The organism is Acidobacteriota bacterium, assembly GCA_039030395.1.
Classification (GTDB): Bacteria; Acidobacteriota; Thermoanaerobaculia; order Multivoradales; family JBCCEF01; genus JBCCEF01.
The window spans coordinates 1-23,106 of the sequence record JBCCEF010000006.1 but is presented as its reverse complement, the minus strand read 5'-3'; the positions used below and the strand labels follow the sequence as shown (position 1 = coordinate 23,106).

Annotated in this window: 26 protein-coding genes and 1 tRNA gene; 6 read left to right on the top strand and 21 right to left on the bottom strand. The window is 60.6% G+C overall.

Annotated features, from left to right (window positions below; all coding sequences use genetic code 11):
• The first annotated feature begins 50 nt into the window (after nucleotides 1–50).
• The 4 genes from radC (at nucleotide 51) to AAF481_07910 (ending at nucleotide 3,389) form a co-directional block, all read left to right on the top strand.
• On the top strand, nucleotides 51–761 hold the full coding sequence (gene radC / locus AAF481_07925) for a DNA repair protein RadC (protein ID MEM7481089.1): 711 nt from the start codon (nucleotides 51–53) through the stop codon (nucleotides 759–761).
• Nucleotides 762–763: 2 nt separating this feature from the next.
• A complete protein-coding gene (locus AAF481_07920) occupies nucleotides 764–1,279 on the top strand; it encodes a hypothetical protein (GenBank protein MEM7481088.1) in 516 nt (171 codons plus the stop codon).
• Nucleotides 1,276–1,551, top strand: coding sequence for a hypothetical protein (locus tag AAF481_07915; GenBank protein MEM7481087.1), 276 nt, complete (start codon nucleotides 1,276–1,278; stop codon nucleotides 1,549–1,551). Before AAF481_07920 ends, AAF481_07915 begins: the two co-directional genes overlap by 4 nt.
• A 185-nt stretch (nucleotides 1,552–1,736) precedes the next feature.
• Nucleotides 1,737–3,389 (top strand): hypothetical protein, encoded by a 1,653-nt coding sequence (locus AAF481_07910; GenBank protein MEM7481086.1) that lies wholly within the window; start codon nucleotides 1,737–1,739, stop codon nucleotides 3,387–3,389.
• A gap of 169 nt (nucleotides 3,390–3,558) precedes the next feature.
• Here the strand turns inward: AAF481_07910 and AAF481_07905 are convergent, their stop codons facing one another.
• The 3 genes from AAF481_07905 to AAF481_07895 form a co-directional block, all read right to left on the bottom strand.
• The gene (locus AAF481_07905; GenBank protein ID MEM7481085.1) at nucleotides 3,559–4,338 is read right to left on the bottom strand and encodes a DUF4145 domain-containing protein; all 780 of its coding nucleotides are present in this window, start codon (nucleotides 4,336–4,338) and stop codon (nucleotides 3,559–3,561) included.
• Nucleotides 4,339–4,424: 86 nt separating this feature from the next.
• On the bottom strand, nucleotides 4,425–5,192 hold the full coding sequence (locus tag AAF481_07900) for a hypothetical protein (GenBank protein MEM7481084.1): 768 nt from the start codon (nucleotides 5,190–5,192) through the stop codon (nucleotides 4,425–4,427).
• A 253-nt stretch (nucleotides 5,193–5,445) separates the two neighbouring features.
• Entirely contained in the window at nucleotides 5,446–6,180 is a 735-nt protein-coding gene (locus tag AAF481_07895; GenBank protein MEM7481083.1) for a terminase large subunit, read from the bottom strand.
• Nucleotides 6,181–6,582: 402 nt separating this feature from the next.
• On the opposite strand from AAF481_07895, the gene AAF481_07890 reads away from it, so the two are divergent.
• On the top strand, nucleotides 6,583–6,834 hold the full coding sequence (locus AAF481_07890; GenBank protein MEM7481082.1) for a hypothetical protein: 252 nt from the start codon (nucleotides 6,583–6,585) through the stop codon (nucleotides 6,832–6,834).
• A complete protein-coding gene (locus tag AAF481_07885) occupies nucleotides 6,831–7,739 on the top strand; it encodes a site-specific integrase (GenBank protein ID MEM7481081.1) in 909 nt (302 codons plus the stop codon). The genes AAF481_07890 and AAF481_07885 overlap by 4 nt, the downstream gene beginning before the upstream one ends.
• Nucleotides 7,740–7,750: 11 nt before the next feature.
• Here the strand turns inward: AAF481_07885 and AAF481_07880 are convergent, their stop codons facing one another.
• The 18 genes from AAF481_07880 to AAF481_07795 form a co-directional block, all read right to left on the bottom strand.
• Nucleotides 7,751–8,422 (bottom strand): hypothetical protein, encoded by a 672-nt coding sequence (locus AAF481_07880; GenBank protein ID MEM7481080.1) that lies wholly within the window; start codon nucleotides 8,420–8,422, stop codon nucleotides 7,751–7,753.
• A gap of 1,408 nt (nucleotides 8,423–9,830) precedes the next feature.
• Nucleotides 9,831–10,793: a hypothetical protein gene (locus AAF481_07875; protein ID MEM7481079.1), complete on the bottom strand. Its 963-nt coding sequence runs from the start codon at nucleotides 10,791–10,793 to the stop codon at nucleotides 9,831–9,833.
• Between the two features lie 260 nt (nucleotides 10,794–11,053).
• Nucleotides 11,054–11,482 carry a hypothetical protein gene (locus tag AAF481_07870; protein ID MEM7481078.1) on the bottom strand — a complete coding sequence of 143 codons (429 nt, stop codon included), beginning with the start codon at nucleotides 11,480–11,482 and terminating at the stop codon, nucleotides 11,054–11,056.
• 32 nt (nucleotides 11,483–11,514) lie between these two features.
• Complete coding sequence (locus AAF481_07865) at nucleotides 11,515–12,165, bottom strand: hypothetical protein (GenBank protein MEM7481077.1); 651 nt, start codon at nucleotides 12,163–12,165, stop codon at nucleotides 11,515–11,517.
• Nucleotides 12,166–12,470: 305 nt separating this feature from the next.
• Nucleotides 12,471–13,025, bottom strand: coding sequence for a hypothetical protein (locus AAF481_07860; GenBank protein MEM7481076.1), 555 nt, complete (start codon nucleotides 13,023–13,025; stop codon nucleotides 12,471–12,473).
• Nucleotides 13,026–13,105: 80 nt separating this feature from the next.
• Nucleotides 13,106–13,726, bottom strand: coding sequence for a hypothetical protein (locus AAF481_07855; protein ID MEM7481075.1), 621 nt, complete (start codon nucleotides 13,724–13,726; stop codon nucleotides 13,106–13,108).
• A gap of 12 nt (nucleotides 13,727–13,738) precedes the next feature.
• On the bottom strand, nucleotides 13,739–14,344 hold the full coding sequence (locus tag AAF481_07850) for a hypothetical protein (protein ID MEM7481074.1): 606 nt from the start codon (nucleotides 14,342–14,344) through the stop codon (nucleotides 13,739–13,741).
• Nucleotides 14,345–14,360: 16 nt separating this feature from the next.
• The gene (locus tag AAF481_07845; protein ID MEM7481073.1) at nucleotides 14,361–15,203 is read right to left on the bottom strand and encodes a terminase family protein; all 843 of its coding nucleotides are present in this window, start codon (nucleotides 15,201–15,203) and stop codon (nucleotides 14,361–14,363) included.
• Nucleotides 15,200–15,634, bottom strand: coding sequence for a hypothetical protein (locus tag AAF481_07840; GenBank protein ID MEM7481072.1), 435 nt, complete (start codon nucleotides 15,632–15,634; stop codon nucleotides 15,200–15,202). The genes AAF481_07845 and AAF481_07840 overlap by 4 nt, the downstream gene beginning before the upstream one ends.
• A gap of 17 nt (nucleotides 15,635–15,651) precedes the next feature.
• Nucleotides 15,652–15,727, bottom strand: a tRNA-Gly gene (locus tag AAF481_07835).
• Nucleotides 15,728–16,345: 618 nt separating this feature from the next.
• Nucleotides 16,346–16,921 carry a ParB N-terminal domain-containing protein gene (locus AAF481_07830; GenBank protein ID MEM7481071.1) on the bottom strand — a complete coding sequence of 192 codons (576 nt, stop codon included), beginning with the start codon at nucleotides 16,919–16,921 and terminating at the stop codon, nucleotides 16,346–16,348.
• A gap of 2 nt (nucleotides 16,922–16,923) precedes the next feature.
• Nucleotides 16,924–17,337, bottom strand: coding sequence for a hypothetical protein (locus AAF481_07825; GenBank protein ID MEM7481070.1), 414 nt, complete (start codon nucleotides 17,335–17,337; stop codon nucleotides 16,924–16,926).
• The gene (locus AAF481_07820; protein ID MEM7481069.1) at nucleotides 17,334–19,295 is read right to left on the bottom strand and encodes a DUF3631 domain-containing protein; all 1,962 of its coding nucleotides are present in this window, start codon (nucleotides 19,293–19,295) and stop codon (nucleotides 17,334–17,336) included. The genes AAF481_07825 and AAF481_07820 overlap by 4 nt, the downstream gene beginning before the upstream one ends.
• A 452-nt stretch (nucleotides 19,296–19,747) precedes the next feature.
• Nucleotides 19,748–19,969, bottom strand: coding sequence for an AlpA family phage regulatory protein (locus tag AAF481_07815; GenBank protein ID MEM7481068.1), 222 nt, complete (start codon nucleotides 19,967–19,969; stop codon nucleotides 19,748–19,750).
• A 228-nt stretch (nucleotides 19,970–20,197) separates the two neighbouring features.
• Nucleotides 20,198–20,575 (bottom strand): hypothetical protein, encoded by a 378-nt coding sequence (locus AAF481_07810; GenBank protein ID MEM7481067.1) that lies wholly within the window; start codon nucleotides 20,573–20,575, stop codon nucleotides 20,198–20,200.
• An 83-nt stretch (nucleotides 20,576–20,658) separates the two neighbouring features.
• Nucleotides 20,659–20,880, bottom strand: a complete 222-nt coding sequence (locus tag AAF481_07805) for a type II toxin-antitoxin system HicB family antitoxin (protein MEM7481066.1) — start codon at nucleotides 20,878–20,880, stop codon at nucleotides 20,659–20,661.
• Nucleotides 20,877–21,134: a type II toxin-antitoxin system HicA family toxin gene (locus AAF481_07800; GenBank protein ID MEM7481065.1), complete on the bottom strand. Its 258-nt coding sequence runs from the start codon at nucleotides 21,132–21,134 to the stop codon at nucleotides 20,877–20,879. Before AAF481_07800 ends, AAF481_07805 begins: the two co-directional genes overlap by 4 nt.
• A gap of 18 nt (nucleotides 21,135–21,152) precedes the next feature.
• Nucleotides 21,153–22,334 carry a tyrosine-type recombinase/integrase gene (locus AAF481_07795; GenBank protein ID MEM7481064.1) on the bottom strand — a complete coding sequence of 394 codons (1,182 nt, stop codon included), beginning with the start codon at nucleotides 22,332–22,334 and terminating at the stop codon, nucleotides 21,153–21,155.
• Between the last annotated feature and the right edge of the window lie 772 nt (nucleotides 22,335–23,106).

The window sequence follows — 23,106 nt, the reverse complement described above, 5'->3', positions numbered from 1 at the left end:
CCTCTTGCCGTTGACAGAGCGCCCCGGCCGGCCTTAGTAGTAATGGCTTCATGCCCGCCCGGAAGCCCAGTTCTCACCGCACCGCGACCCTGATCGCGGACCTCGGGACCGATGAGCGCCCCCGTGAGCGCCTGCTGCAGAACGGCCCGCAGGCCTTGTCGGATTCGGAGTTGGTCGCCGTACTGTTGCGGGGTGGTCGGCCGGGGTGCTCGGTGCTGGAACAGGCGAGGGAGATCCTCGAAGGGGCCGGCGGTTTGGTGGGGTTGGCCTCGGCCTGCCCGCGGAGTCTGTGCTGTGCTGGGATGGGACCCGTCAAGACCGCCGCGCTCCTGGCCTCGGTCGAGATCGCTCGCCGGATGGCCGCGGCTCAGATCCCGGACCGGAAGCCCCTCTCCCGGCCCACCGAAGTGGCCACCTACCTCGATCTCCGCTACGGCCGCCGAGACCAGGAGGTCATGGGAGTGCTGTTTCTGGATGGCCGCAACCGTCTGCTGGCAGAGGAGGAACTCTTCCGCGGCACCCTGTCTCGGTCTACCGCCGATCCACGCACCATCTTGCGACGCGGCTTGGTCCATAACGCCACGGCGTTGATGCTGTTCCACACCCACCCGAGCGGCGACCCTTCCCCAAGCCAGGAAGACATTCACTTCACGCGGCGCATGGCCGATGCCGGAGACTTGATCGGCATCGGTCTGGTCGACCACCTGATCGTCGCTGCCGGCGGCCGCTGGACCAGCATGCGAGCTCAGGGGCTCTGGTGACCATGCCCCTGCCGCCCCTGCGCCTGGGACCGAGGGAGTCGCTCACGCTGAGCGCGACGCGTAGTGAGGTGGACGGCTGGAAAGTGGCAGCGACTGTGGCCGGTCTACCCTTCGCCGAGTGGGCCGTGGAGGCCCTGAACCGAGCGGCAGAGGCAGCAATCTCCGCATGCCTGGATATGGAAGAGGTCCGAGAGGTCCCACAAGGTGAGCTCTCCTCCCTGGAACTCAGCCATACCGAGAGCCCAAGGGCCGCAGAAGAGCCTCACCCACTGCAGGCGATGGCCATCCTTGGCCTGGGCGAGAAGAATCCCCCACAGACCCTCCCAGAGATCCCAGAGCCGGTTCTGGCCGCCCTCGACGCGGTCCGCCGGTCCGGGCTCACCCAGAGAATCGACTGCGAGTCCGTCGCGGCAGTGGCCCGGCAGCTCGGGCATGAAGAAGCCGCCGACTGGATCGAGGAAAACCCAACCGCCTACGCCCGCGCCCTCTTCGCCAGCCTCCGAGAAGAGCACCGGTGAACGATCGCGAAGCACAGAAGGCCCTCGCGGAGATCGCCCTTCAGCTCGTCGGCATCGAAGACCGGTTGCAGCGCATCCATGATGAGTTTCCCCAGGCGCCGAATCAACAGGCGATGTGGGAGCATCGAATCCCGCGCGATGTCGCAAGCGAGATCTACGCCACGATCGAGTGTGTGTTGGTGGATCAGCTCCGGCCGACTATCAAGCAGCTCGAAGCGGCGTCCCAGGTCACGGACACAGATCTTCGACATCGCTTCGACTCAACCATGTAACGGGCCTACTCCCATTGGCGGCCTCTGGCATTGCCTCCGATACCGTGAGGCTGCTCGGATGCGGGGTGTAGCCCGTCGAGCGCTACCTCCGACGACAGTCGTCTCACCTCGAAGGCGACAACAAGAGGCTTCCCCGAAGGCAATACATTGGAGCCTGGCGATCTCAAGGTCGCTACAATGACTGCGTGGCCACGGACTTCCTCTCCCCAACTGCAGTAGGAGACCTTCGCCGGTTCGCAGATGCAGCTGTAAAGCAGCTGCCCATCTTTAGGCTGCCCCGTACTCAGGCCCTACTACACGTTCTTCGGACAGTCCAGAGTCTCCAAGTCTCGAATGAGTTCGGTGCCGCCGTACGCGGGCGCGTCGAGGGCGGCTATGCGGGCATGCGCTACTCACAGGATCTTCTTCGTTGGTTGGTCTTCAAGATTTTCACTTGGTGTCCACCAGGAGGCAAACAAACGCTCACCAGTCCCGACGATGTCAAAGTCGCGCTGGAAGCAGTGACAGATTTCGCGGTCTACTCGCATCTACAGGATGGGATCGTATCTGCCGAGGCAGGCTTCTTTCTTTGCGACATAGACAGCACGAAGCGGATTATTCGGTTCTCTCCGAATCCGAGCATCGAGGCGCAGCAGGCAGAGCGCCAGCTGCGCGAGGAGTTCCAGAGAACCAAGGAGGTTTTCGAACTCCTGCAGGAGGCTGAAGATCTGCCACCGGAGGCCACAAGGGGACTTCTCCGCACGGTGCGATTCGACGCCAACTCCATGACACTTTCCTATCGAGCGACTGGACGCGTCCTTAAGGCCTTCGCTGAGGGCCTTGAGCTATCAGAACCACAGCTCCCACCCACGCTGTCCGTCGGACCCTATTCGCTCGACGACTTTTGGGTTGTGTGGAAACACTTGGCAGCCCACTGTGCAGCTCTTAACTTCTTGCTCGTCCTGGCCTGCAAGGAACTCGAGGGCGAATGGACAGGCCACAATTCGGCAGCACTTGTGCTCCCCAGGGATCGCATCGTTGGCCAGCTTCGGCACCACTACTCGCTGCGATCGCCTGTGGCGCTTGAGGTCCTTCGCGACCTAACATACGACATCGGGGTTAGATGGACTGATGTCATGTATCAGCCCCTGATACCATTGACTTCTCGGGAACTTGTCACGATCCCGGTGCTTGTTCTGGGCAGCAATCCTGAGCGTAATCTCCTCGCAATCATCGACAGTCTGCCGCGAAAAGATCATGAGCTGAAGGATGTTCGGGAGGACCTCATGATCAGGGAGATCGCTCCTCTGTTTGATCCTGAGCGATTTGTCCTGATCGAGAGACTCGAGCTTGGTCCGCGGGCGCAGCGTGAGGGTGAGATCGACCTGCTAGTTCTTGACAAGCGAAGTAATGAGGTCCTCGCTATCTCGCTGAAGTGGTTCTATGGTCCCGACTCCATGCATGAGGTGCGAGTGCACGATGACTGGTTCCGTGAGGGCCTTGCGAAACACGCAACTTGCCTCGAATACCTTCGTGGGCACGCGGAAGAGCTTGCAGAGAAGCGAAGTGACTTAGGGCACCTCAGCACTTCGACTCTCGTGCTCGGAATACTTGTGTCGAAGACATGTGTACCGTCAGAGTTGCTCCGGGACCCGGAAATCCCAGTTGTCACTCAGGAACAGTTTGTGCGCCAGGTAAGAGGGGGGGTGGAGTCGCTTTCAGGTTTTTATCGACAACTGTCGGACAAGCCCGCTCTACCTGACAATGTCGAGTACCGCCAGACCAGTAGAGAACTTGAGTTTGGTGGCTGGACCGTAACTATTCCCCGCACGGAATGGCAACGCTTTCCAATCACTTGACCTGCGCCGCAACCGGGCTGATGCCACGGCCTATTGACCCACCGAATCGAGCGGAGGTCGCCAGGTGCGATCTCCAACAGCTTTCCGAGAATCGCCGCGCGTTGTCCACCTACAAGCAGGGGATGCTGTTGTCGACAGGCGCCTACGGCGGCCAACGCATGAATCTCGCTCACTCTGATAGTGGAATTTCCCTTCCTGGCGGATCGAGCCAATCGTCTGGCAGAACCAGTTGGAGACACTGGGCGAGGGCCATAAGAGCAAGGAGAACATCAACCCGAGTGGCTGGCCTTGCGCCGTGATGGGCGCCCAGATTACGGTAAACTCGAACAATATTCAGCAATGGCTTAAGCCTAGTGATCTCATCTGCTTTCTGCCCCTTACCCTGTAGGGATTGGGTCTTGACAAATAGAGTCTTTCCGGAGAGGTCTACTCCAGCTTCCATGCCGTACGCAGAAAGTATGGCCTCTAGCACTTTTCCCGCAGCAGTCAATGATGCTGAATACGCCTCCTTCTGAAGGCTACTGTGTAGCTCCACGAGGGTAGGCTTGAGCTGTCTCAGTTCGCTATGCCTTCCGATAGAGTCATCTATCATAGTCTTGATTCCGACATAGAGATCTAGGAGGTCATCATCAAATCTGTCGCCAGGGTCACCAAGTGGCGATGGACGACGCAAGCTGATCCTTCTGGGGGCGCGGACAACCGCAAACCACAGAAAAGCGTTTGTCACGGTAAGCAAGGCTGCAAGGTCTCCAGGGAGACCCCTAAGTTCGAAGCTACCTATAATGTAAGTTGTAGGCGAAGAGATTAGGCCGAACACCGCATCTGGCATTGCCAAGATAACTGCTAAGAACTTGGGCACGAGGAGCCCGCCCTTATCCTGCCATAGCGTGATTGTAAGCTTGAGAGGCTCGAGGCCATAAAAGGCGTAGCCTCTGCGTTGATTCTCCACCAGCATGACTAAAGAACTAAACTGTGCCAGCGCACCACAAGATCGCCAAACTAGAACCCTTCGCCAAATCGTCATGGTGTACTGCCCTAAAGGCTCTCGGCTGATCGTTTGGTAATGCCAAGAGTCCCGACGAGGAGCGATCCATAGGCAGCATCGCCAGCGGACGCCGTTGGGAGATATAGGTCGTCTAAAAGGCTAAGCGACAGTTCCCATAGTTGTCTATAGGCGGGATCGGTCTTCGCGCCCTCCGCCTGTGCGAGTTTCCAGAGATCTTCAAACGAAGGCGCCTGAGACCCCTCTGGTCTTTTCTTAATCCCGAGCGACAAAATCAAGTGCAACCTGAGCAAGTGCTGACTTAGTGAGATCGATGCGAGTTTCCCCTCTCGCTCGATGGAGCTTGCGATTTCGTCGCACAACCAGGCGAGGGATCCTTGTAGGTGAGATAATCCACCCGCGGCGATTAGGCGTTTAGAGAGTTCCTTGAATTCGCTCGCGGTGGAGGAGGTTAGGTTCTCTAGTAGTTTTTGGGTCGGCGGATTCTGCCACTGCAAGATTGCGTATGCTCCGATTGCGTTGGCTGCAACGACAAAATCTCGAAGTGCGACCGATTCATGGAGGCGACTGACGACGAAGATTGAAGGTGACAGGATGACCTGAACCACCGCCTCAAATGCGGCGACAGGGATCGAAACCATCTTCAGGACCACCAGTGAGTGCTGGCTTTGCCAGAGCGATCTAGTGAAGTCGAAAGTCTCAACCCCATAAATCGCATTGTGCGAGAACCAGTTATAGGCTGCGAGGGCCGTCAAGAATAACCAGAGTCCAGACTTCCAAAGGTCACCGGTCTTCGGCATAGGCTGTTCCTTTCACTTCCTCATCGGCACTGATAATTGAAGAGTGAGCTACCGCAGCTCTCGCTTCGTGCACTGCTGGAGCTGCCCGTCGAGCTCACGATGACCGCACTAACCGGCGTCTCTTGACGCGCATGATGTTGCGCATAAGAACACTTACATTCTTTTGCAAAACAATAAACGTGAAAAGCATATAGTATCCTGTGTCTGTCTTATCCGTGTCACCTTTCCTAACAGCTCCAGAATCCCCCTGGTCTCATACACCGACCGCTCTGGCTCCATCCCCACCATCGCCCGCCCAATTGCCATGACCAACGCTACGGCCCCATCGATCGCAGTACCGGTTGCTCTCCGTGGGCGATCGCTCGCCCAGCATCAGCTTCTCCAGCTCCTTAGTCGGCGTGCGGCGGAGGTCTTCGAGCTTGACGCAGACACCGAAGCTGGGATTGGCCTTGGCCCCGGCGGTCTCGTCCGTCCAGTCGTCGCCCTCGTCGAGACAGGCGATGTAGCCGAGGAGGGAATCGTCGTCGAGCAGGCCTTCGAGCACCTTCTGCATGTACTCGTGTAGCTCCCAGCAGATGGAATGGCGATCGAAGCCGGCCGTGGTGATGGCGAAGAGCAACGGCTGCCGGCGAGAGCCGGTGGCGGTTTCGAGCACGTCCCAGACCTCGCGGTTTCGGTGGGCGTGGAGCTCGTCGACGATCGCTCCGTGGACATTGAGGCCGTCCATGAAGTCGGCGTCGGCGCCCAGCGGCTCAAACTTCGACGACGTACTGAGGACGTGGAGGTTGTCGCGGAAAATCCCGATGTGCCGCCTGAGGGATGGCGAGGCGGTCACCATGCGAGCGGCTTCACTGCGGGTGATGCGGGCCTGGTCTCGCTTGGTGGCTGCGGTGTAGACCTCGGCACCGGGTTCGCCATCGGCACAGAAGAGGTTGAGGCCGATGTCGGCGGCAAGCGTCGACTTGCCGCACTTTCTGCGGTGATCCATTCACCTCTGCGCCCAACGATACCGAGAGCCCAAGGGCCGTGGACAGGCATCACTCACTGCAGGGCCATGGCCGTGCTTGGCCTGGGCGAGAAGAATCCCCCACAGGCCCTCCCAGAGATCCCTTACCGGGTTCTGGCGGCCATCCACAGATCCGGGGCCACCCAGAGAATCGACCGTGAGTCCGTGGCAGCAGTGGACCGCCGCTCCTACGGTCAACGAAAGCGAGGCTCGATCCCGTTGCTCCCTCGCCATCACATCTCGCGAGCGTTATCCGGCGCCGTACCCCCAGCGCTTCCGGGACACGGCGCAGTCGCTCGATTTCCCGCCTCTCCTGGTTGACGACCGGCGCCGAGGTCCCGTAGCCACTGGCCTCCCAATGACGACCACGGAGGAGGCCACATCATGCTGTACGAGACGGACGCTGGGGACCTCATTGACTTCGCCCGCCGCTGGGCCGCCCTTGGCGACGCCATCGCCGAACAGGTGGCCCAGGTGGTGGACGACCCTCGGGCCGCCGCCGGCCAGGGGCGCGCCGACCTGGAGGTCACCCCCAACGCCATCGAGCTGGCCTGTGAGCAGATCGGCGACCTGAACGAGGGCATCGACGCAGCGATCACCGAGTACTTCGACCTCCTCACGGAGGTGAAGTCGTGACCCTGCCTCACCCCGCCGATGCCGACAATCCGGCCGCCGTCTACCGCGACTCGCTCAGCCGCGGCAGCTACTGGGCGGTCCATCACTCCCTGCAAACCGTCGCCGGGCTGCTGGGAAGTGAGGACCCTTGGAGCTATCCGTGGCATGAACTTCGTTATCGAGACACCGCTCGCATCCGGGCGCGGCTCGTCGAGAGCTACGCCCCGGCCACGGTCAACAAGGTGCTCTCCGCCTTGCGCGGCGTGTTGAAGACCTGCTGGCGGCTCGGCCTGGTGGACTCCGAGACCTATGCGAGAGCGGCCGATGTGAGCAACGTGCGAGCGAGGGTCCTGCCGGCGGGTCAAGGGCTTGGGTGCGAACAGGTCGAAAAGCTCCTCGCGACCTGCGTGGCCGATCCGTCACCGGCAGGTCGGCGAGACGCGGCAATCTTTGCCGTTCTCTATGGCGGCGGTCTACGTCGCGCGGAACTCTGCGGACTCGACCTCGAAGATTTCGGCAAGGACGGCTGCCGGCTCACGATTCGATCTGGCAAAGGGCGCCAGGATCGGCGAATCTTCTTGCACGAAGACTCTTGCCAACTGATCCGGACTTGGATTGCCACTCGGGGAGAATCGGGCGGGCCGTTGTTCTGTCCGGTGAGCGCTGCCGGAACGCTCCGCCTCACCCGCCTGCGAGGCGAGGCCGTTCGCTTCATCCTGCAGAAGCGCCAACGTCAGGCAGGTCTCGACGGGCTCACACCTCATGACTTCCGGCGGGCCTTTGTCTCCCGACTCCTCGACGCTGGGGTCGATGTCTTCACGGTCCAGAAACTGGCCGGCCATGCCGACGCCAAGACCACGGCGCGTTATGACCGGAGGGGAGATGCGGCCCGTCGAGCGGCAGCAGCCAGCCTCACACTCTACTAGCTTGGTCGTCGTCAGAGGCCGTTAAAGATGTCGCCACGAAAAAGGCGGTCGTAGAGTTCATCAAGTTCCGCTCCGGGCATTGGGGGCAGCCGTACCGGCGAACGGGGCTCTGAATCACTCACAGGCTGTCTCATATCGACATGAACCGCCAATCCCAGTGCACTCACCAGATCATCACGCGGCCCCACCGCGAAGAAGTCAGGATCTGCGCTTGCTCGATGAGCGAGCCTAGGGGAGAAATCCAGGATCTCCTCCACTAGCTTCTTTGCATCCGGAAGAGCGGCCGGCAGGCGAATGCGGCCCTCTTGTAGAAAGACCTTGAGTCGAGATACCAGCCAAGCTTTTCCAAAGGAAATCCCCTCCTCGTCCGTGCTCGGTTTGACTTGACCCATAGTCATGAAGACCGGTTGAATTCCGGAAGTACTGGAAGATTGCCGAATGGAATTCACTACAGGCATCCCGATCTCGGTGGCATTCATGTAGATGTGGCAACCTTCGATGCCAAAAGTATCGAACTTGGCTCCCATCTCGATCAAGCGTTGCCCGACTTCCCGGTAGGCACGGTAAGGTATCCGCTCAAGGTGGCGGATGTTGAAGAGGAGTCCGTTCTCATTCCAATCTGGTGCGGCTATGCAGAAAGTGGTGAACTTCGGTCGAATCTCAATGGCGATGCTTACGATCATCAGAGGCCACCGCTTGGGAAACCGTCAAGGAGTGAATGGAGGCTGGGGCAGTTCATTGGCCCATTCTAGAACGCGGCAGAGTTCGTTGGTTGAGAGCGCAAGCAAGATAGGGCAGATCGTGCAAACCCCACGCTTGGCGTCTTGGGTGGGCGCAGTGGAACTGGGCACTCAACGCTGGGCCTCATTCGTTTGCCAAGCAGGAAAGGTGCTGATGGAGAGCTACCCGTAAGGCCGCGAACTCCAGAAAGGCGGGGTCCAGATCAGTCGCTCCTGAAACGCAGTGATCCCGGTTGTCACTTGCTAGAACCCACATTCTAGCAAGGAAGTGGCAAGAATCTGAGCCCTTGGGTAGGTGCAGGACTGCCAAAGAAACCGTTGGGTCTTCCGCTTCTTGTGTGGGTTCGCCCAGAGGCTGGGTAGGGATGGAGACCCCGGTGGCCGGCGCCCCCTCGCGCCAGCCGAAACCGCCTTCCGTCGCAGACTTCGCGCTGCTGCGAGGCCTCGAAGGGCGATCTGCCCACCTGTCCGCGCGACCCGCTATGGGCTGGGAGCGCGCCTACCTCCGACACGCCTTTCCCCGCCCAGCTCGCGCTCTCCACGACCAGGTACCCACACAAAGTGCGGACGCGCCAAACCGTTAGGTAAGAAATAGAAACCGCCAGTGTGTCTTGCTCGGGGTTTCTGGTACCGGGGATACTGTTAGGGATTCCACGATCCCAAGGAGGAGCCGAGATGGGCAAGCGAAGTCAACTGTCGATCCAGGAGCGCGAGGAAGTGGTGCTGCGGAGGAGCCGGTAGCGGCTCTTGCGAGGCGCTACCAGGTCAGCGAGCAGACGCTGTACCGCTGGCGTGATGACTTCCTGGCAGGGGGGCGCCAGGCTCTCGGGCAGAAGCCCGGAGGCCAATCTCAGGAAGCGCAGAGGCGGATCGCCAAGCTGGAGAAGGAGGTGGCCAATCGGGCGCAGGTGATCGGCGAGCTTTCGCTGGCCAATGGCCTTTTAAAAAAACTTCAGGCGTCCCCCGACTGAGCCTGGAGAGCCGTGAAATGGTCCGAAGGCACGTCCTCGAGAGTCCCCCCGCTCGGCTGACGCCGGTCGTCCGGGAGATGGGATGGGCGACTTCCAGTTTCTTTCGAACCCCGAAGGCCGCCAGGAAGCGTCCCGGGCCGAAGCCGCGTCCCCTGGATCCGGCCAAGGCTCAGGCGGTACGCGAAACCGCGTGCGCCTATCCCTGGTGGGGCTACAAACGCCTTGCCGTGATCTGCCGTCGCTCGGGCCTGGAGGTGTCGAATCGGTTTGTCTACCGAGTGCTCAAAGGCCATGAATGATTAAGGTCGCGGCAAGTACCTGACAGCTCGTCTTGTGTCGTCGCGCTTTCGATACCCCGACCCGCACTGGCCTTTGGCCGTCTAACGCTTCATATAGTAACTCTCCCAAAAAGAAAGTGGCAGCTCACAATTGAAAATGCGCTCTGCCACGTCAGAATCCGCGAGAAACGAGGCCATGAACATCGAGCGCGACATGACCACGAGAGTTTGGGGGTCTAGAATCTGCGGTGTTTCTTTGGAGAGTTCTAGGGCGACGTCTATCTTCCCTCCCTTAGCTAGCTCCCATATGACATGTCTCCGCAAGAGAGCGAATCTCCTGCCCTGTCTGACCTCTTGGAGGCACTTCCGGAGTCTGCTGACATACTCTTCGTAGCTCTCTCGCATAAGGAGTGCCCTGAAAACACCGGCCAATTCAGTTGTCAGCTTTAGTTTGCTAGCCTTGTCAGTAATGATCTCGTCCAGGAGTACGCGCGCATTATCAAACAGCTCACAGTAGCCCATGTAGCGGCCAATCGTGCAAAGAGCATCTTCCTGCGCCCTTCCTCCTAGATAGCGGCGGGCCCTATCCGTCAAGACGGAAAACGAGCGCTGCAGATCCGCAGTCTGATCAGGGTTCACGTTCCTTGGGCAAAGGTAATTGTACCGCGGACCCTTCTTGGAGAACTCGCTCCAAGCATTGTATAGAGTTGGGTTCAACTCCCATATGGCATGCGATACTCCTGCCTCGCCCTTAGCACCTTCAACCAAGTCTGCGAATCTCGCAATGGTCTCCCTCGCTTCCACGGGATTTGGATTTTTCACCTCAAGGTCTGAAATCACGATCTTTAGATACTCATAACGCCGTTCAGCGTCCTCAGTCAACGACGCTATGACATCGCCGAACGTCCTTATCTCTTCCCGAAAAGACGGGAATAGAAAGACCATAGCCTTCACAAAAGGGTTGCGAATTCTGGAAAGCCTTCTGCTTGCCATCTGATGGAGACCTTCCGCCGAGGGCTCCGATAGAGTGAACAAATCCTCATACGATAGTTTTGATTTTAGCACCTAGAGTGCCCCTTTCCCGTATCTTGGGAAGACCGGTGTTGGACCGCGAGAAGGCTGAAAGGCAAGGCATCCCTTGTCGGAAGGGACATTCTTGTGGGCAGGTTCGTTGAAGCCTAATCTGTAGGATCTGTCCCGTCTTCGGCACGATTGTGCAGATTGCCGCACAACTCCAGCGTGGTCGCCTCCAGGGCGGCCTTGCTGTTCAAGGCAAGGCGGTAGCACCAGTCCTCCCTGCGTTGCTGCTTCGTGAAAGGATTTCTTTACCACAAGGACCCGTAGAAATAGGCGGTCTCGTACATCCTTTGTGAGCGAACGGCCCAGGTGCGGCGGTCCATCCTGTTGGACTGCAGAATGAACGTGCGCTCCACGGCCGGGCCCATCGGCCCGATCTCCATGCGCGTCGCAGACTCGCCGCCTCCGTCACCTTCAGGCAAGTCCACTCGATAGTCCATGTCAGCGCGCACGGTCTCGGCAGCTATTTGACCAAAGTTCTTGGCTGTGATCTTGAGCTGAACAAAGCTGCTGGCTCCGAGAGGCTTCACTAGCTCGGCATGGACAACCTGAACGTACGGCCGTAGTTGCTCGGCGATCAACTCCCTCTGAAGTCGTCCGTCACGCCAGGTGAGGCCACTAACGACGAACGCGAGGATGGCTATGACGAGGCTGACGACTTCGAGTTTCGCACGCATACCGGCTCCAAGGGCAGACGACTCGATGCCGGCTATTCAGGTCGAGAGGATGGCGCGCCTGAATCCTGTTCGCGAGACGCCATCAGAACCATACACTCTGCTAGGGTTGCCCGATATTCGTTCACCTCGGCTGCTATCAGCATAGCCTGCATCTCTGGGGACTGGTGCTCGGCGGTTGCCCTGAGGCTGTCTCTGCCAATCTGTTGCATCCCAACTGAACCACCCAGAAAACGTCCCCGCGTTCTACAGGCTCGAAGCTCTTTGCTGCGTGCTCGCAGGAGGTCTAGCATCGTTGCCGCCTGCTCGTAGTCCGCACGAAGCTCGCCAGTAGCGATTCCTAAGCTATAGGTGGCAGCAGCACGAAGCAGGTCAGGCTTGCCCTGTCCCTCCATCTCATCGAGAAGCTGCGTGGTCAGCCGGCATTGTTCGAGGAGCCTGCTCGTCGCATCCATCTGGCAGATGATCTCTGCCGTTATCCTTCCCGCATCGTTTTTGAGTTCCCTTTCCTCTTGCTCCTTCTTCGCCTCCAAGGCGGCGCTTAGGACCTTCGCCGCCGCCCTTGTGCCACCTCCCGGGTTTCTCCTCTCGGGCGGTGCGCCGGAGCGATTGCAGGAGCCAAGAGAGACGACTGTTACCAGTGCTAAGGAAATCCCGACCGCAATGTTTGTCACTCTATCGTCCATCTCTCGGCCGCATCTCGCTATTAAGGCTGACACACTCAACGCCGAAGCCATCGTGCTTGCAGTAGATCCGGGCGCTCGGAACCCGGGGTGGATCATTGCTAGCCACCAGAATCGGACTTCTAGCAATTGGACGGACCGCCTGGGCCGGTCTGAACCGGATCAAACGAACCACACACCCTCTGACCTTAGCTCTTCGCTGAAGATGAGTTTGCGTTAGGCGACTCTTAATAGTCAAATCGCCATGGATGGTTGAAAGCGAAGGAGCTGTGTTTTTGTCAGGCTCGAACCGAGCCAGATTAGACGAACTACCGCAGTCTCATGTTCCCGCTACGATGCCCGCCCACGTCATCCTGAACCGCCATGCCGAGAGCGGTAACGAGTTCGTCCCGCTTCCCTACCCGGAAGGCTCCTTCCCGCTGATTGGCGTTCTCAACCAGCCTGACCTCGTAGTCCAGGAGGTCGTCGGCTAGGGTGCGGGCCTCTTGCATTGCGGGCAAGTGAATGCGGTTGGACTGGAGCAGAGCCTGGAGGCGTGTGACGAGGAAGGCCTTTCCGAGGGTGACCTTCAAGCTTTCCCGTTCGCGCCGGTCGCCATGGTTGAAGTAGACCGCGATGGGCTGACGAGCCTTCCACTTCTCCCGGATCAGTTCGAGGATTGGATCGCCTTTCCCGGTCACATTGACGTAGAGCGTAGGGTCGCTCTCACCTTTCAGTGCAATCCTTCGAGCTTTTTCCGCAACGAGGTCGGCAATCGCTGGGAACGACGTTCCGGGTTTGATCCTCTCAAGGTGGCGGACGAGGAAGTGGATCTCGCTGGCTTCAGAGGTTGGGCTCACGTATCGCTTTTCCATCTCGACCACGGCCAGTCCTGACGGATGACTGCGTGAGCCCACATCCAAGCCCATCAAGATCTGACTACCTCCTCGCTGGACCATGGCCCTCAAGCTCCCAAGACTGATGCCGAAGCCGAATCGAAGTGACGCAGGCCTGGATCATCGCCCTGGACGGCAAGCCCCAGTGCGGTGACCAGATCATCGTGAGTCCCTGTGCGGAAAGCTCCGTAGCGGTCTTTACCCTGTTCGTCGACTCGGATTTCGTAGTCGAGAAGTTCCTCAGCCAGTGCCCGAGCCTCAAGGGTCGGGGGTAAATGAATGCGGCCGGCCTGGAGGAGAGCTTGCAACCTGGAAACGAGATGAGCTTTGCCCAGGGTTACTCTCTGTCCGTCCACCCGGCGGCGATCACCGTGGGTGAAATACACCGCGTAGAGATCCCCGTGGAGCCACCCCTCACTGACCAGATCCACGACGGGTTTGCCAACACCCGTCGCATCGAGAAAGACGATAGGAAAAGCATTGCTTCGCGCTTGAGCCTTCTCGGCCACTTCGGCGATCCGCCTTGCAACCTCCGGGTAGGGAGTTCCCAGGGGAAGGCGATGGAGGTAGCGAATCACGAAGTGAGTGTCGCCACTTTGGTGAGCGCTCTGACGCTGGTCCGTTTCGGCCACGGCGATGGCCGTGGGGTCGCGTTTTTGCCCGATGTCCACTCCGATGAATAGAGCCATTCGCTAACGTCCTCAGATGCCGTAGAAGCACGCGCCGGGGTAGACGCTCACCCGTGGCTCGACCTGAGCGGCCAGTCCGAGTGCAGTGACGAGATGATCCCTTCGACCGACCCTGAAGGAGGGTGAGAGCGCGTTGCGTTCAGGATGGACTTGCAACTCGAAGTCAAGCAGGTCGCTGGCCAGGGCTTTCGCCTCCGGCGTATTGGGTAGGTGTAGCCTCTCGGTCTGGAGGAGCGTCAGGAGTTGGCTCACGAGGAAGGCTTTTCCTAACGTGAGAGTGCGGGAAGACCTGTCTTCGTCTCGTCGATCACCTCCGTTGAAGTAGACGGACCAGAAGCTTTGCGCCGCGCGCGCTTCACCCTTCAGCACTCGAACGACAGGCTCACCGAGACCGGTGGCGTCAACGAAGACGGCGGGTTGGCGCTCGGTCTGCTCGGCGACCTTCTGACAGACCACCGCCAAGCGCTGGGCCACCTCAGGGTAGCGAAAGCCGACTGGAAGGGACTCGAGAAATCTGACGCCGTAGTGCCACTCGTTGTCACGCCGTTCGATCTCGGCGACCGCGATGGCTGATCTTTCCTGGCGCCGCCCAACCCGAACGCCGATTACTGGTAGCAACGATTACTCCCGTTTCTCACAGGTCCCATGCCTCAAGGTCCTCACTGAATGCCCGTTCGACATCTTCGCGCGAGAACGGCTGGTTCTCGGCTTCGGCGAAGAGACAGCCGTATTCTTGCTCGAACCACCATTCGCCCATGGCGAGACGCTCTTCCTCCAGAAATTCTGGAGAGATTCGAGGGCACTCGGAGGCCGGGACTTCGTAGCGTTCCCACGGTTCGTCGGATCGCCAAGCGTCGTACCACCAGCCACGGGTGCCGAAGGGTGTGGACAGGCAGATGAGGCGCCCACCGGAGACGGCGAGCATGGGCCGCACGGCGAAATACAGATCGTCCGGCACTCGGGCGGCCTCGTCGATGGCGAGCAGCCGCACTCCGGAGTAGCCACGAATCGTCGAACTGGTGCCGGGTAAAGAGACCACCCGCGAGCCATTCTCGACTTCTAGTCGGAGGGCCGACTCGGACTCGGCCGGGATGGGTCGGTCTAGGGTCTGGTAGAGCCCGAGGGCCTTGCGGAAGAGTTCCTGAGATTGCCGCAAGGAGGGCGAGAGCAGCAACACCAAGGCATCCGCCTCATAGAGCGCCGTGTGGACGGCGAGCAGAGCCGTCACGGTGGACTTGCCGGATTGACGGGAGCAGTTGAGGAGGATTCGTGGTGAGGTGCTCTTGAGAACTTGCGCCTGCCAGTTGTCCGGTTCGATGCCGGCGCCTCGGGCGAGGTCGATACAGTCTCGCCGCCGTCGCTTGAGTTCATCCCTGCGTGCCTCGACTAGCACTTGCAGGTACCCCACAGCCAGCTCCCGCTCCCGAGCCGGTAGTCGCAGGATGCGCTGCGCAAGTGGAGCCGAACGCAGCTTCACGAGCCGTCCTCGGCCGCTGCCTCTACGGCATCGTCGAGATCTTCTGGGGAGACTCCCAACAGGGATGCGAGAGCGGTCCGCGGTTCGACATCAACGCTCAGCCGATCCCGACGGCCCCAGCGCTGGGGGAACTTTCGTTCGAGGAAGGTCATGCCGGCGGCCCAGTTGTCCTCCATGTGCTTCTGCACGATGGCAACGGCTCGCACCTCGGCCTCGCTTTCGGCTCTTTTTACGGCCTCCAGAAACTCCCGATATGCCCCGCTCTTGGCCTCGCGTCCCTTGGCGAGCCACGCATAGAACGTGGACTCGCCGATGCCCGCGTAAGCTGCCGCCACCGCGGCGTAGTTGCCAGCACGGATGGCGGAGACGACCTTCTCCTGCACCTCGGGAGTGAGTTTCGACCGACGGCCGGGCTTGCGTATCTTAGCCATCGGTAGCCTCGGAGGCATGGAGCGAACGGGTCGGAGTTGAACCGCCCTTTCCCGCTTGGGCAGCGGGTGTGTCACCGGTGTCACTTCGTTCGCGTTGGGGGTAAGGCAAGGCGCTCTTCTCGAGTTCTCGCCGGAGTTTCTTGCGCAGCGGCATCACATACCGCAGCTTGGGTGCCATCTCGACCCGTTCCGCCTTCGGATCCACATGGTCGCGCAGCCAGCCGATTGACTGACCGCCTCGGCCGTAACGGTCATAGACCGTCCTTGGGTGGACGATCACTCCGAGGATGCGGAAGTAGCTCTGCTCGGAAGCGCCGAGGTAGAGCCACCCGCCGGCTTGGTAGAGAGTCCCGATGTGACCCTCTCCGAGATCCGCGAAGGAAACGACAATCTCGAGTCCCGGGGACTGACGGCGCAGCAGTTTGAGGCTGACGGAAACGACTTGGGAAGTGGGATGTTTGCGGGCGGGTGCCAGAGCCACGCGCACCAGCTCACAGGCCTGCGTGGGTGCGAGGCCGAACTGAGAGGCCAGGTGGCGATTGGCGCCGACACCGAAGAGCACCACCCCGACGAACTGTGCATCCTCCCAAACGCCGATCCGAACGAGCTTGCTCTTGGGCATCCGCCGGCTGTAGTGCCAGCGCATCACCGCGTGCTTGGCGGCTTCGTGGGAGCAGAAGGCGAGATGGAGCCCTCGCGGCAGAATATCGGTCAAGGCCGGAACTCCTCGCCGCAATGCGGACACGTCACTTTCTTCTTCTCGTCGAGTCGTGATTGTTCGCTGCCGGCGACGGGCGAGAAGTCGGGCCCACGGACGAGGCTTTCCAGATCCGTTGGACCGAGACTCGCGAGGAGCGGGCCGGCATCCGGAGTCGTTCGCAGGAGGTCCTGCAAGGCTTCTTCGTCCCAGATTTGCACGAGATCCTCGATCCCCAGGCCGCCGCCCAAGAGCGTCAGGTGGTTGTGGTCGATGGCAAACGCCACGGCCGCAGCGCGGCTCTCGGCATCGACGCCGAAGATCACCGGCACGGCCCACTCGTCCTCGTCGAGCAGCCCGACGCCCCGCGGCGGCTCTTTTCCGGCTGCGCGCATCCGCTCCAGGGCCTCGGTCCGGCCGTTGCCGTAGACCAAGGCACCCAATGTGCTGTCGAACTTCGGGGGATCGCCAAAGCCGTGGGTCTCGATCGAGCGCACCAGGGCTTCGAGGTCGTGCTTCTTGGGATTGTCGTCCCAGCGTCGAGCTTGGGCGAGCGGGACGTAGCGTAGTTCGAGCTTCTCTTCGGCCACCTCTAGTTACCCCCCAGAGGAGTCATGGCACAGCTTCGAGATCTTCCCGCGGGCCAGACTTCCGATGGCAAGAGGAACGTGAGGGTTGAAGGAGTCGAAACCAGGGCGATGGCGACCCGGTCGGCGAAGACTTGCTCCAAAATGCCGGGACCTTCCACCGAGTCGACCCGTTGGCCCAGGAAAGGAAACAAGCGAGCGTAGGGCCCACCGAAACGCCGCTCCGCATCGAGGGACTCGGCCGGCCAGTGCCGAGACGCCGACAGCTCGGAAATCAGCTCGGACTTGTGGCTGACGAGCTCTTGGCGGAGTTCGGGAGTCACCACACCCGGTGGCGCTTCGATCCGCAGGCGGTCCCCCACCACAGCCAGAGCGGCCCCGGACCGCCTCATCGTCTCGAGGAGTTCCTGTGCGGTCATAGCTCGAAGACCTCCCGATCTCCAGCGGGATGGGAGTCCCTTCCGAGTTCACCCGGAACACTCGGAACAAAGCCCGCGGGCAAGGGGCTTTTCAGCGATTCGCGAGCTGGAACAGAATCCTCGGTGTTCCGGGTTACCGAGGCGCGAAAAGCACCGTCGTTATTGCGTTGTTCCGAGTGTTCCGGCTCGGTATGGGGTTCGGAGGAGCCAGGGAGGTACCGAGCAAAGGCGTCGGCGAAGTCCGCGGCTCGGTAACCCTGTCGGGTCTCCTGTCCGATGCGGATCTTTCTTGGCCTCACGCCGAAGGGCTTGAGTAGTCGCGCCAGGCCAATGGCCGTCATGGCCTTGCCCCGCTTCCATTCGCCCCAGGGTCGGGACTCCAGGGTGACGAGATCGGCGAGAAGACTTTCCGAGAAGAGCTGATCGGCGGCACGGGAGGCAAATAGCCGGTTGATGTCCACGAGGAGTTGGACCCGGATGGAGGAGTCGTCATCGCCTCCGAGGGTCAAGGCGTGAGCTGCGCTCCGTGCCTTCTCGGGCCAGTGACCTGCCGCGTCGTTGGCGATGGCCAGCAGCGGCCGCCAGTTGTCCGCGGCCCGGTCGTGCAACTCGGTCGGCACCCGCGGCTCGGCGCCCACTAGGGCTTCGTGGCGATCCAGTGCCCAGCGCGTTGCCTTCTGCCGTAGCTGCAGAAACTCCTCAAGGCGATCCAGCCGGAGCCGTTCGACCGTCTCGCCGGGAGCCTTGCGTTTCATCGGTACAAGGATGGATCGATCCTCTAGCGTCGACGGCAGGCGGCCGATCATTGCGAGGGCCTTGGGACCCCAGGTACTGAACGTGCGTGCCTCGTGCTGGTCACCTACCGTTCGCACGACAAAGGCCGTCGCACGGGTGTGTCCGCTGTTGAGGATGCCTCGAAGCTCTTCCCGCTCTTTGAGGAAGGTGTCCGCTTCATCAACCAGGAGCGTGGGTTCGTAGGCTTCCACGGCGCGGAAGAGCGCTGCCGGCGAGATGTTCGAGGCGGGTAGGGGCCGCCGCACCAGATTGCTCAACAGCGTGACGAGAGTCGTCTTGCCGCAGCGCTTCTCGGGGGAAGTCAAGGCGAGCAGGGGCGACACGGGAAAGGCGTCGAAGCAGTAAGTGAACAGGGTCCAGAGTGCGAGCGCCACGGCCGCACCTGGAGCGAGCACCGTGTAGCGTTCGAACGTCGCTTCGAGTTCCGCCAGGAGTGCGCCACCTTCGACCGCTTCAGGCCACGGCTCGAACTCCGCGAAGACCAGCGATCGCCCGGGGCCGCCTCCCGCATCCGGCAGATGGCTCACCTTCATTGCGGCATCGACCAGGCGTCCCGGCGCCTTCGTCTTGTCCTTCAGTGCAGAGACCGCGCGCTCTCGGAGAAGTTCACGATCTAGTGGGTCGAGACTGGGAGCTATCTTCCCGAGTTCCCGCAGGTGAGGCTCAAGGTCTGCATCGTCGGCCAGGCCGGCAATCGATTGAAAGAGTGCCTCGACTCGAGATTCCGAGGAGGCTTTTCCGCTCTCGTGCGGCTCTGACCCACCGGTGAATTCAGGAACCGAGTCCGCCCATTCCAGGAGCTGTGCGCGAAGGCTTGCGGACTCAAAGCCTCGACAGGTCCCCTCTTCGATCCAGTCCGACAGGTCGTTGATACCGTTGCCGGGAAGCTCGCCCAGCCGCACGGAACCTGCGATCGTAAATAAAGAAATCGCCACCGCTTCGGCATGCCGCCGCCCTGGTTCATCTCGATCCGCCACCACCAGGACGGGCAAATCCCGAAGCTGTTGGGAGTACTCGTCCCGCCAGGAGCCGGCGCCCTCGGGGTTGCACACGGCCACCAGGCCGAGGCTCTTGGCGCGCTCCGCGTCTTTCTCGCCCTCTACGACCAGAACGACACCTTCGTTCGACCGTGCGTTGAGAAGATCCTCGGACCGGAAGAGCACCTTCGGATTGCCGTCTCCCTTGGCTGAGACCCACCCACCTTGTCCGTCCGGTCGTTCCCAGGTGAAGCTCTTTGGGCGCCCGTTGAAGCCGGGCTCCCAACGAACTTTGCGCCGGAGCACGTCGCCGGACTGGGAGCAGTATCCGTAGCACGCGACGCGCTTGGCGGATCGCGGTTTGGAGGGTTTCTCAAACGAGACGCCGAGACTCCTGCAAAGTTCTAGACCACCACCGTCCTTGCCGCAGGCATCGCATCGCCAAACCCCTTTGGTCGGGTGATAGCGGGCCGAGGGATCTGCGTCGCCATTCCGATGTCTTTCTGGAAATGGACACCGGAACCGGATCTCATCGCCCTCTGGACGCCCGCTTCGTCCAAGCACCGTAGTGAGCAGACGACGTTCGATGTCCTCGGCCTCCATTGCGCCGAATCCCAAAGAGGAAGCCCAGGCGCTCGTCATGAAGAGGCCTCGGGCTCACGCGGGGCGCCGAGAGCGGGCCGGCTCTCGATGAACTCGTCAATCTCCTCCGCGAGCCAGCCCACGATGTTGGGGCCAATTCGCCGGCGAGCCGGCACCAGGCCTGCCCGCTCCCACCGCCAGAGTGTTGCGCGGGAGATGTTAAGTCGGTCGAGAACGTCCTTGGTGCGGAGGAGTCGTGGCTGAGTTTGCTCGATCATTCTGTCTCTCGGGCCATTGCAAGTTGCCTCTTCGAGGCGGCTCGAGAATCAGGGTAGACACGGACAAATCATTGAATCAATAGGTTTTGGTGAACCAATTAACCCTCCTATTAGTGGTCCGGCAATAAGCTGCCGAAACCCTGGGGGTTCCGCGGCATCGAACCACAAAACCCGGAATAAGTGGTTCGGCCTGTCTCAGAGGGTGTCGTGCGGTTTAGGGTCCAGCGGTCAGAGATCCCACGGCTCGATGTCCTCGGCGAAGGCCCGCTTAAAGATCTCCTCTCGCTCGGGATCTTGGTTTTTGAGCCTTGATAGGGCCTCAGGGAGCTTACGGCGCAAGCGCCTGCGAGTGTTCTTCTCGTCGAATCCTGGATCGTCTCGGGCTACTTGCCTTACGGCCTCGTCCTCATCGAGACCTTCCTTCAACACCTCCACGAGCCTGTCGATGCGGTCCGAGTCGTCTTCTCCACCCTTGCCTGGAGGGCAGCCTGGGCCACGCGGGAAATGCTCGCGAATGAGATCGGGAAGCTCTTGAAGAACCTCCGCTGGATGTTCGCGGCTAAGAAGGTCGAGAAGTTGCCGGGCTTCTTCTTCGGTGCTTTGCATCGCGGGTCGCTAGAAATCTCTTCGAGTCGAGCTGCTCGCTGGATTCCGATCCAGCGAGTGGGCCGAGGCCTCTGCCTTGGGCTCTAACCCGATACCTGGTAAATCGCCGGCCGGTAGCGCGGTGGCGGGACGGGCTTTCCCGTTTCCTCGGCTGCTTTGAGCCAGGCCGCTTTCGCTCGCTCGACCTCGGAGAGCGCTTCCTCGGCGGTAGCGCCGAAGGCTGAGCAAGCCTCCAGGTCAGGGATGTCCGCGATGTAGCCGCCATCCTCGTCACTGAAGAAGATGTTGATGTGGTAGTCGGTCATGGGCTGTCCTCCAGGGTCAGATTGTACCGCTCGACCAGCTTCAGGAGTTGGCGGAGCTGGTAGGGCTTGGTTTGCCCCTTGACCTCTTGCAGGTTGAGCATCTCGGGAATTCCGGGATGGGAGTAGATGTGGTGACTGCCACTGATCCTCGCCAAGGAGAAGCCAAAGGCCTCGACCAGCCGCTGGACATCGCGAAAGGCGACGTTCTGGAGATCGCCGCGCACGAGCTTGACCAGGAGTTTCCGGGGCTTCATCTGTGCCTCTGCCTAGGCTCACGCGATCCGGACGACGTTGCCTGGTTCGGCCTGTCCGAGGATCCGCTCCAGTCGATCCCCCCACAGAACGAGGGCCTGCCGCTTCTCGGCATCGTAGCTGTGGCGATCGTAGACGGCGGTGACACCGCTCTCTACGTGATTGAGGATCTTGGAGACCACCAGGCGGGAGATCCCAGCGGAAGTCATGAAGCTCGCGGCGGTGCGGCGTAGGTCGTGGCAGACGAAGGAGACGCCGGAATCCTGGGCCACCCTTTCCGCGGCCTTCTGCACGGCTTTGATGTGGGTTCCTGGCCGGCGCTGACTTTCGAAGACCCAAGGACTGTCGCCGGTGATCGAGCGAAGTTCTTCGATCAGTGCCAAAGCCTGGGGCGACAGAGGCACGCGATGGGCGAGTCCGTTTTTCGCCGCGCTGCCGGGGATGGTCCACCAGTCGCCCTCGATGTCCTCCCAACGCATGGTGAGAACCTCGATTCCTCGCTGGGCCGTGAGCAACCGCATCTTGAAGGTGGCGGCCATCACCGGCTCCTGGGTGTCCAGAGTCTGCCAAAGGGTTCGGATCTCTGCCTCGTTCAGGACCCGATCGCGCTGGCGCTCCTTGCCCGGGCGCGGCACGCCGATGGTTGGATTCTGCTCCACAATGTCGCGGCCGATCCCAAAATTGAACATCGTCGAGATCAAAGCCCGCGTCCGGTTCGCCATGATCGGGGCGCCGCGCTCGGCGATCCGGTCGAGCACGAGAATGACATCCCTCCGGCCGATGTCCCGTGCCTTGCGTCCTTTCCAGTGGGGCTTCAGCTCTTTCTCGATCAGGCGCTCGTCCTCTTGCCAGCTGCGCTTCTTGGGTTTCGAGTGCCGCTCCAGGAACTCAGCGGCGAGTTCGTCGAAGGTTTCGGCATGACGTTCGGCCTGCTTCTGAAGGTGGGGATCGTTGCCCAGGGCGACATCGTAGAGCACCGCTTTGGCCCGTTGACGAGCGTCGGCCAGTCCCAGGGCCGGGTAAGGCCCCAGAGTCATTCGCCGCTTGCCGCTCGCGGCGTAGTACATGACGACGAAGCTCTTCCTACCACTCGGGCTCACCCGCACTCCGAAACCGGGCAGGCTCTCGTCCCAATAGTCGACTTGATAGCGCCCTGCCTCGAGGGCCTGGAGCCTGCGATCGGTGAGATGAATCGTGGCCATCGAGAGACCTCCTCGTCGAGCTGGGTCCGGGCCTTCAAGCCCGGATTCTTAGGTACTGTCTAGGTACCATAGGTACTGATTAGGTACTACGCCGACAGCAACTGGGTGAAACACCATGGCCAAGGATGGTACGATCTAACTTCAATCATGTCAACGGTTACAAGGAATCTTGAGGCGAGAGGAGACACGCTGAAATTTGTTGCAACAGCATGTCTGTATGACTACGGATCAGAAGGCTTGGTGTTCGAATCCCTACGGGTGCACCAATTAGGTCCCTCCGAATCAAAGGCATACATTCCTTGGACCAGGAGTGGAACTGATTGCTGGAGTTGGCGAGTCACCCATGAGTCATCATCTCAGCACTGCCTTGAGACTGCTCTGAACGCTCGATCTTTGCCGATCTTGGCCCCAATTCGAAGGCACCCAAGATCTGCCCTGTGGCTCGCCTGAACCACTTCCGGCATGCGTCGCGCCTTGGCCGGGCGGCTTGACTAAGACCCAGACCTCTGCGATCGGCTCGCCCTCCTAGTTCCGTTTGCTGTGCATCGACACGGTAAACCCAGTGGCCGACATCGTCGCTCCAGCAGCGCTATTTGAGGAGATAGCAGTCGACATCTTGGAGCCTACAGATTATCCTGCTCCCCTCCGAGTCTGGTCCACCGATAAGACATCGAGATCGACCGTCGTCGAGGCTGTGGAAACTGTGGGAAACGCGCAGCGTTTTCCAAGTGGCGGTGGGAATCGCAGAGCGATTTCCACGGGCACGGCAGTT

Excerpts from the sequence above, each read along its gene's own strand:
- radC (MEM7481089.1), top strand. The coding sequence starts at position 51 with ATGCCCGCCCGGAAGCCCAGTTCTCACCGCACCGCGACCCTGATCGCG.
- AAF481_07920 (MEM7481088.1), top strand. The coding sequence starts at position 764 with ATGCCCCTGCCGCCCCTGCGCCTGGGACCGAGGGAGTCGCTCACGCTG.
- AAF481_07900 (MEM7481084.1), bottom strand. The coding sequence starts at position 5,192 with ATGCCGAAGACCGGTGACCTTTGGAAGTCTGGACTCTGGTTATTCTTG.
- AAF481_07895 (MEM7481083.1), bottom strand. The coding sequence starts at position 6,180 with ATGGATCACCGCAGAAAGTGCGGCAAGTCGACGCTTGCCGCCGACATC.
- AAF481_07890 (MEM7481082.1), top strand. The coding sequence starts at position 6,583 with ATGCTGTACGAGACGGACGCTGGGGACCTCATTGACTTCGCCCGCCGC.
- AAF481_07880 (MEM7481080.1), bottom strand. The coding sequence starts at position 8,422 with ATGATCGTAAGCATCGCCATTGAGATTCGACCGAAGTTCACCACTTTC.
- AAF481_07870 (MEM7481078.1), bottom strand. The coding sequence starts at position 11,482 with ATGCGTGCGAAACTCGAAGTCGTCAGCCTCGTCATAGCCATCCTCGCG.
- AAF481_07865 (MEM7481077.1), bottom strand. The coding sequence starts at position 12,165 with ATGGACGATAGAGTGACAAACATTGCGGTCGGGATTTCCTTAGCACTG.
- AAF481_07855 (MEM7481075.1), bottom strand. The coding sequence starts at position 13,726 with ATGGCTCTATTCATCGGAGTGGACATCGGGCAAAAACGCGACCCCACG.
- AAF481_07840 (MEM7481072.1), bottom strand. The coding sequence starts at position 15,634 with ATGGCTAAGATACGCAAGCCCGGCCGTCGGTCGAAACTCACTCCCGAG.
- AAF481_07825 (MEM7481070.1), bottom strand. The coding sequence starts at position 17,337 with ATGACCGCACAGGAACTCCTCGAGACGATGAGGCGGTCCGGGGCCGCT.
- AAF481_07815 (MEM7481068.1), bottom strand. The coding sequence starts at position 19,969 with ATGATCGAGCAAACTCAGCCACGACTCCTCCGCACCAAGGACGTTCTC.
- AAF481_07810 (MEM7481067.1), bottom strand. The coding sequence starts at position 20,575 with ATGCAAAGCACCGAAGAAGAAGCCCGGCAACTTCTCGACCTTCTTAGC.
- AAF481_07805 (MEM7481066.1), bottom strand. The coding sequence starts at position 20,880 with ATGACCGACTACCACATCAACATCTTCTTCAGTGACGAGGATGGCGGC.
- AAF481_07800 (MEM7481065.1), bottom strand. The coding sequence starts at position 21,134 with ATGAAGCCCCGGAAACTCCTGGTCAAGCTCGTGCGCGGCGATCTCCAG.
- AAF481_07795 (MEM7481064.1), bottom strand. The coding sequence starts at position 22,334 with ATGGCCACGATTCATCTCACCGATCGCAGGCTCCAGGCCCTCGAGGCA.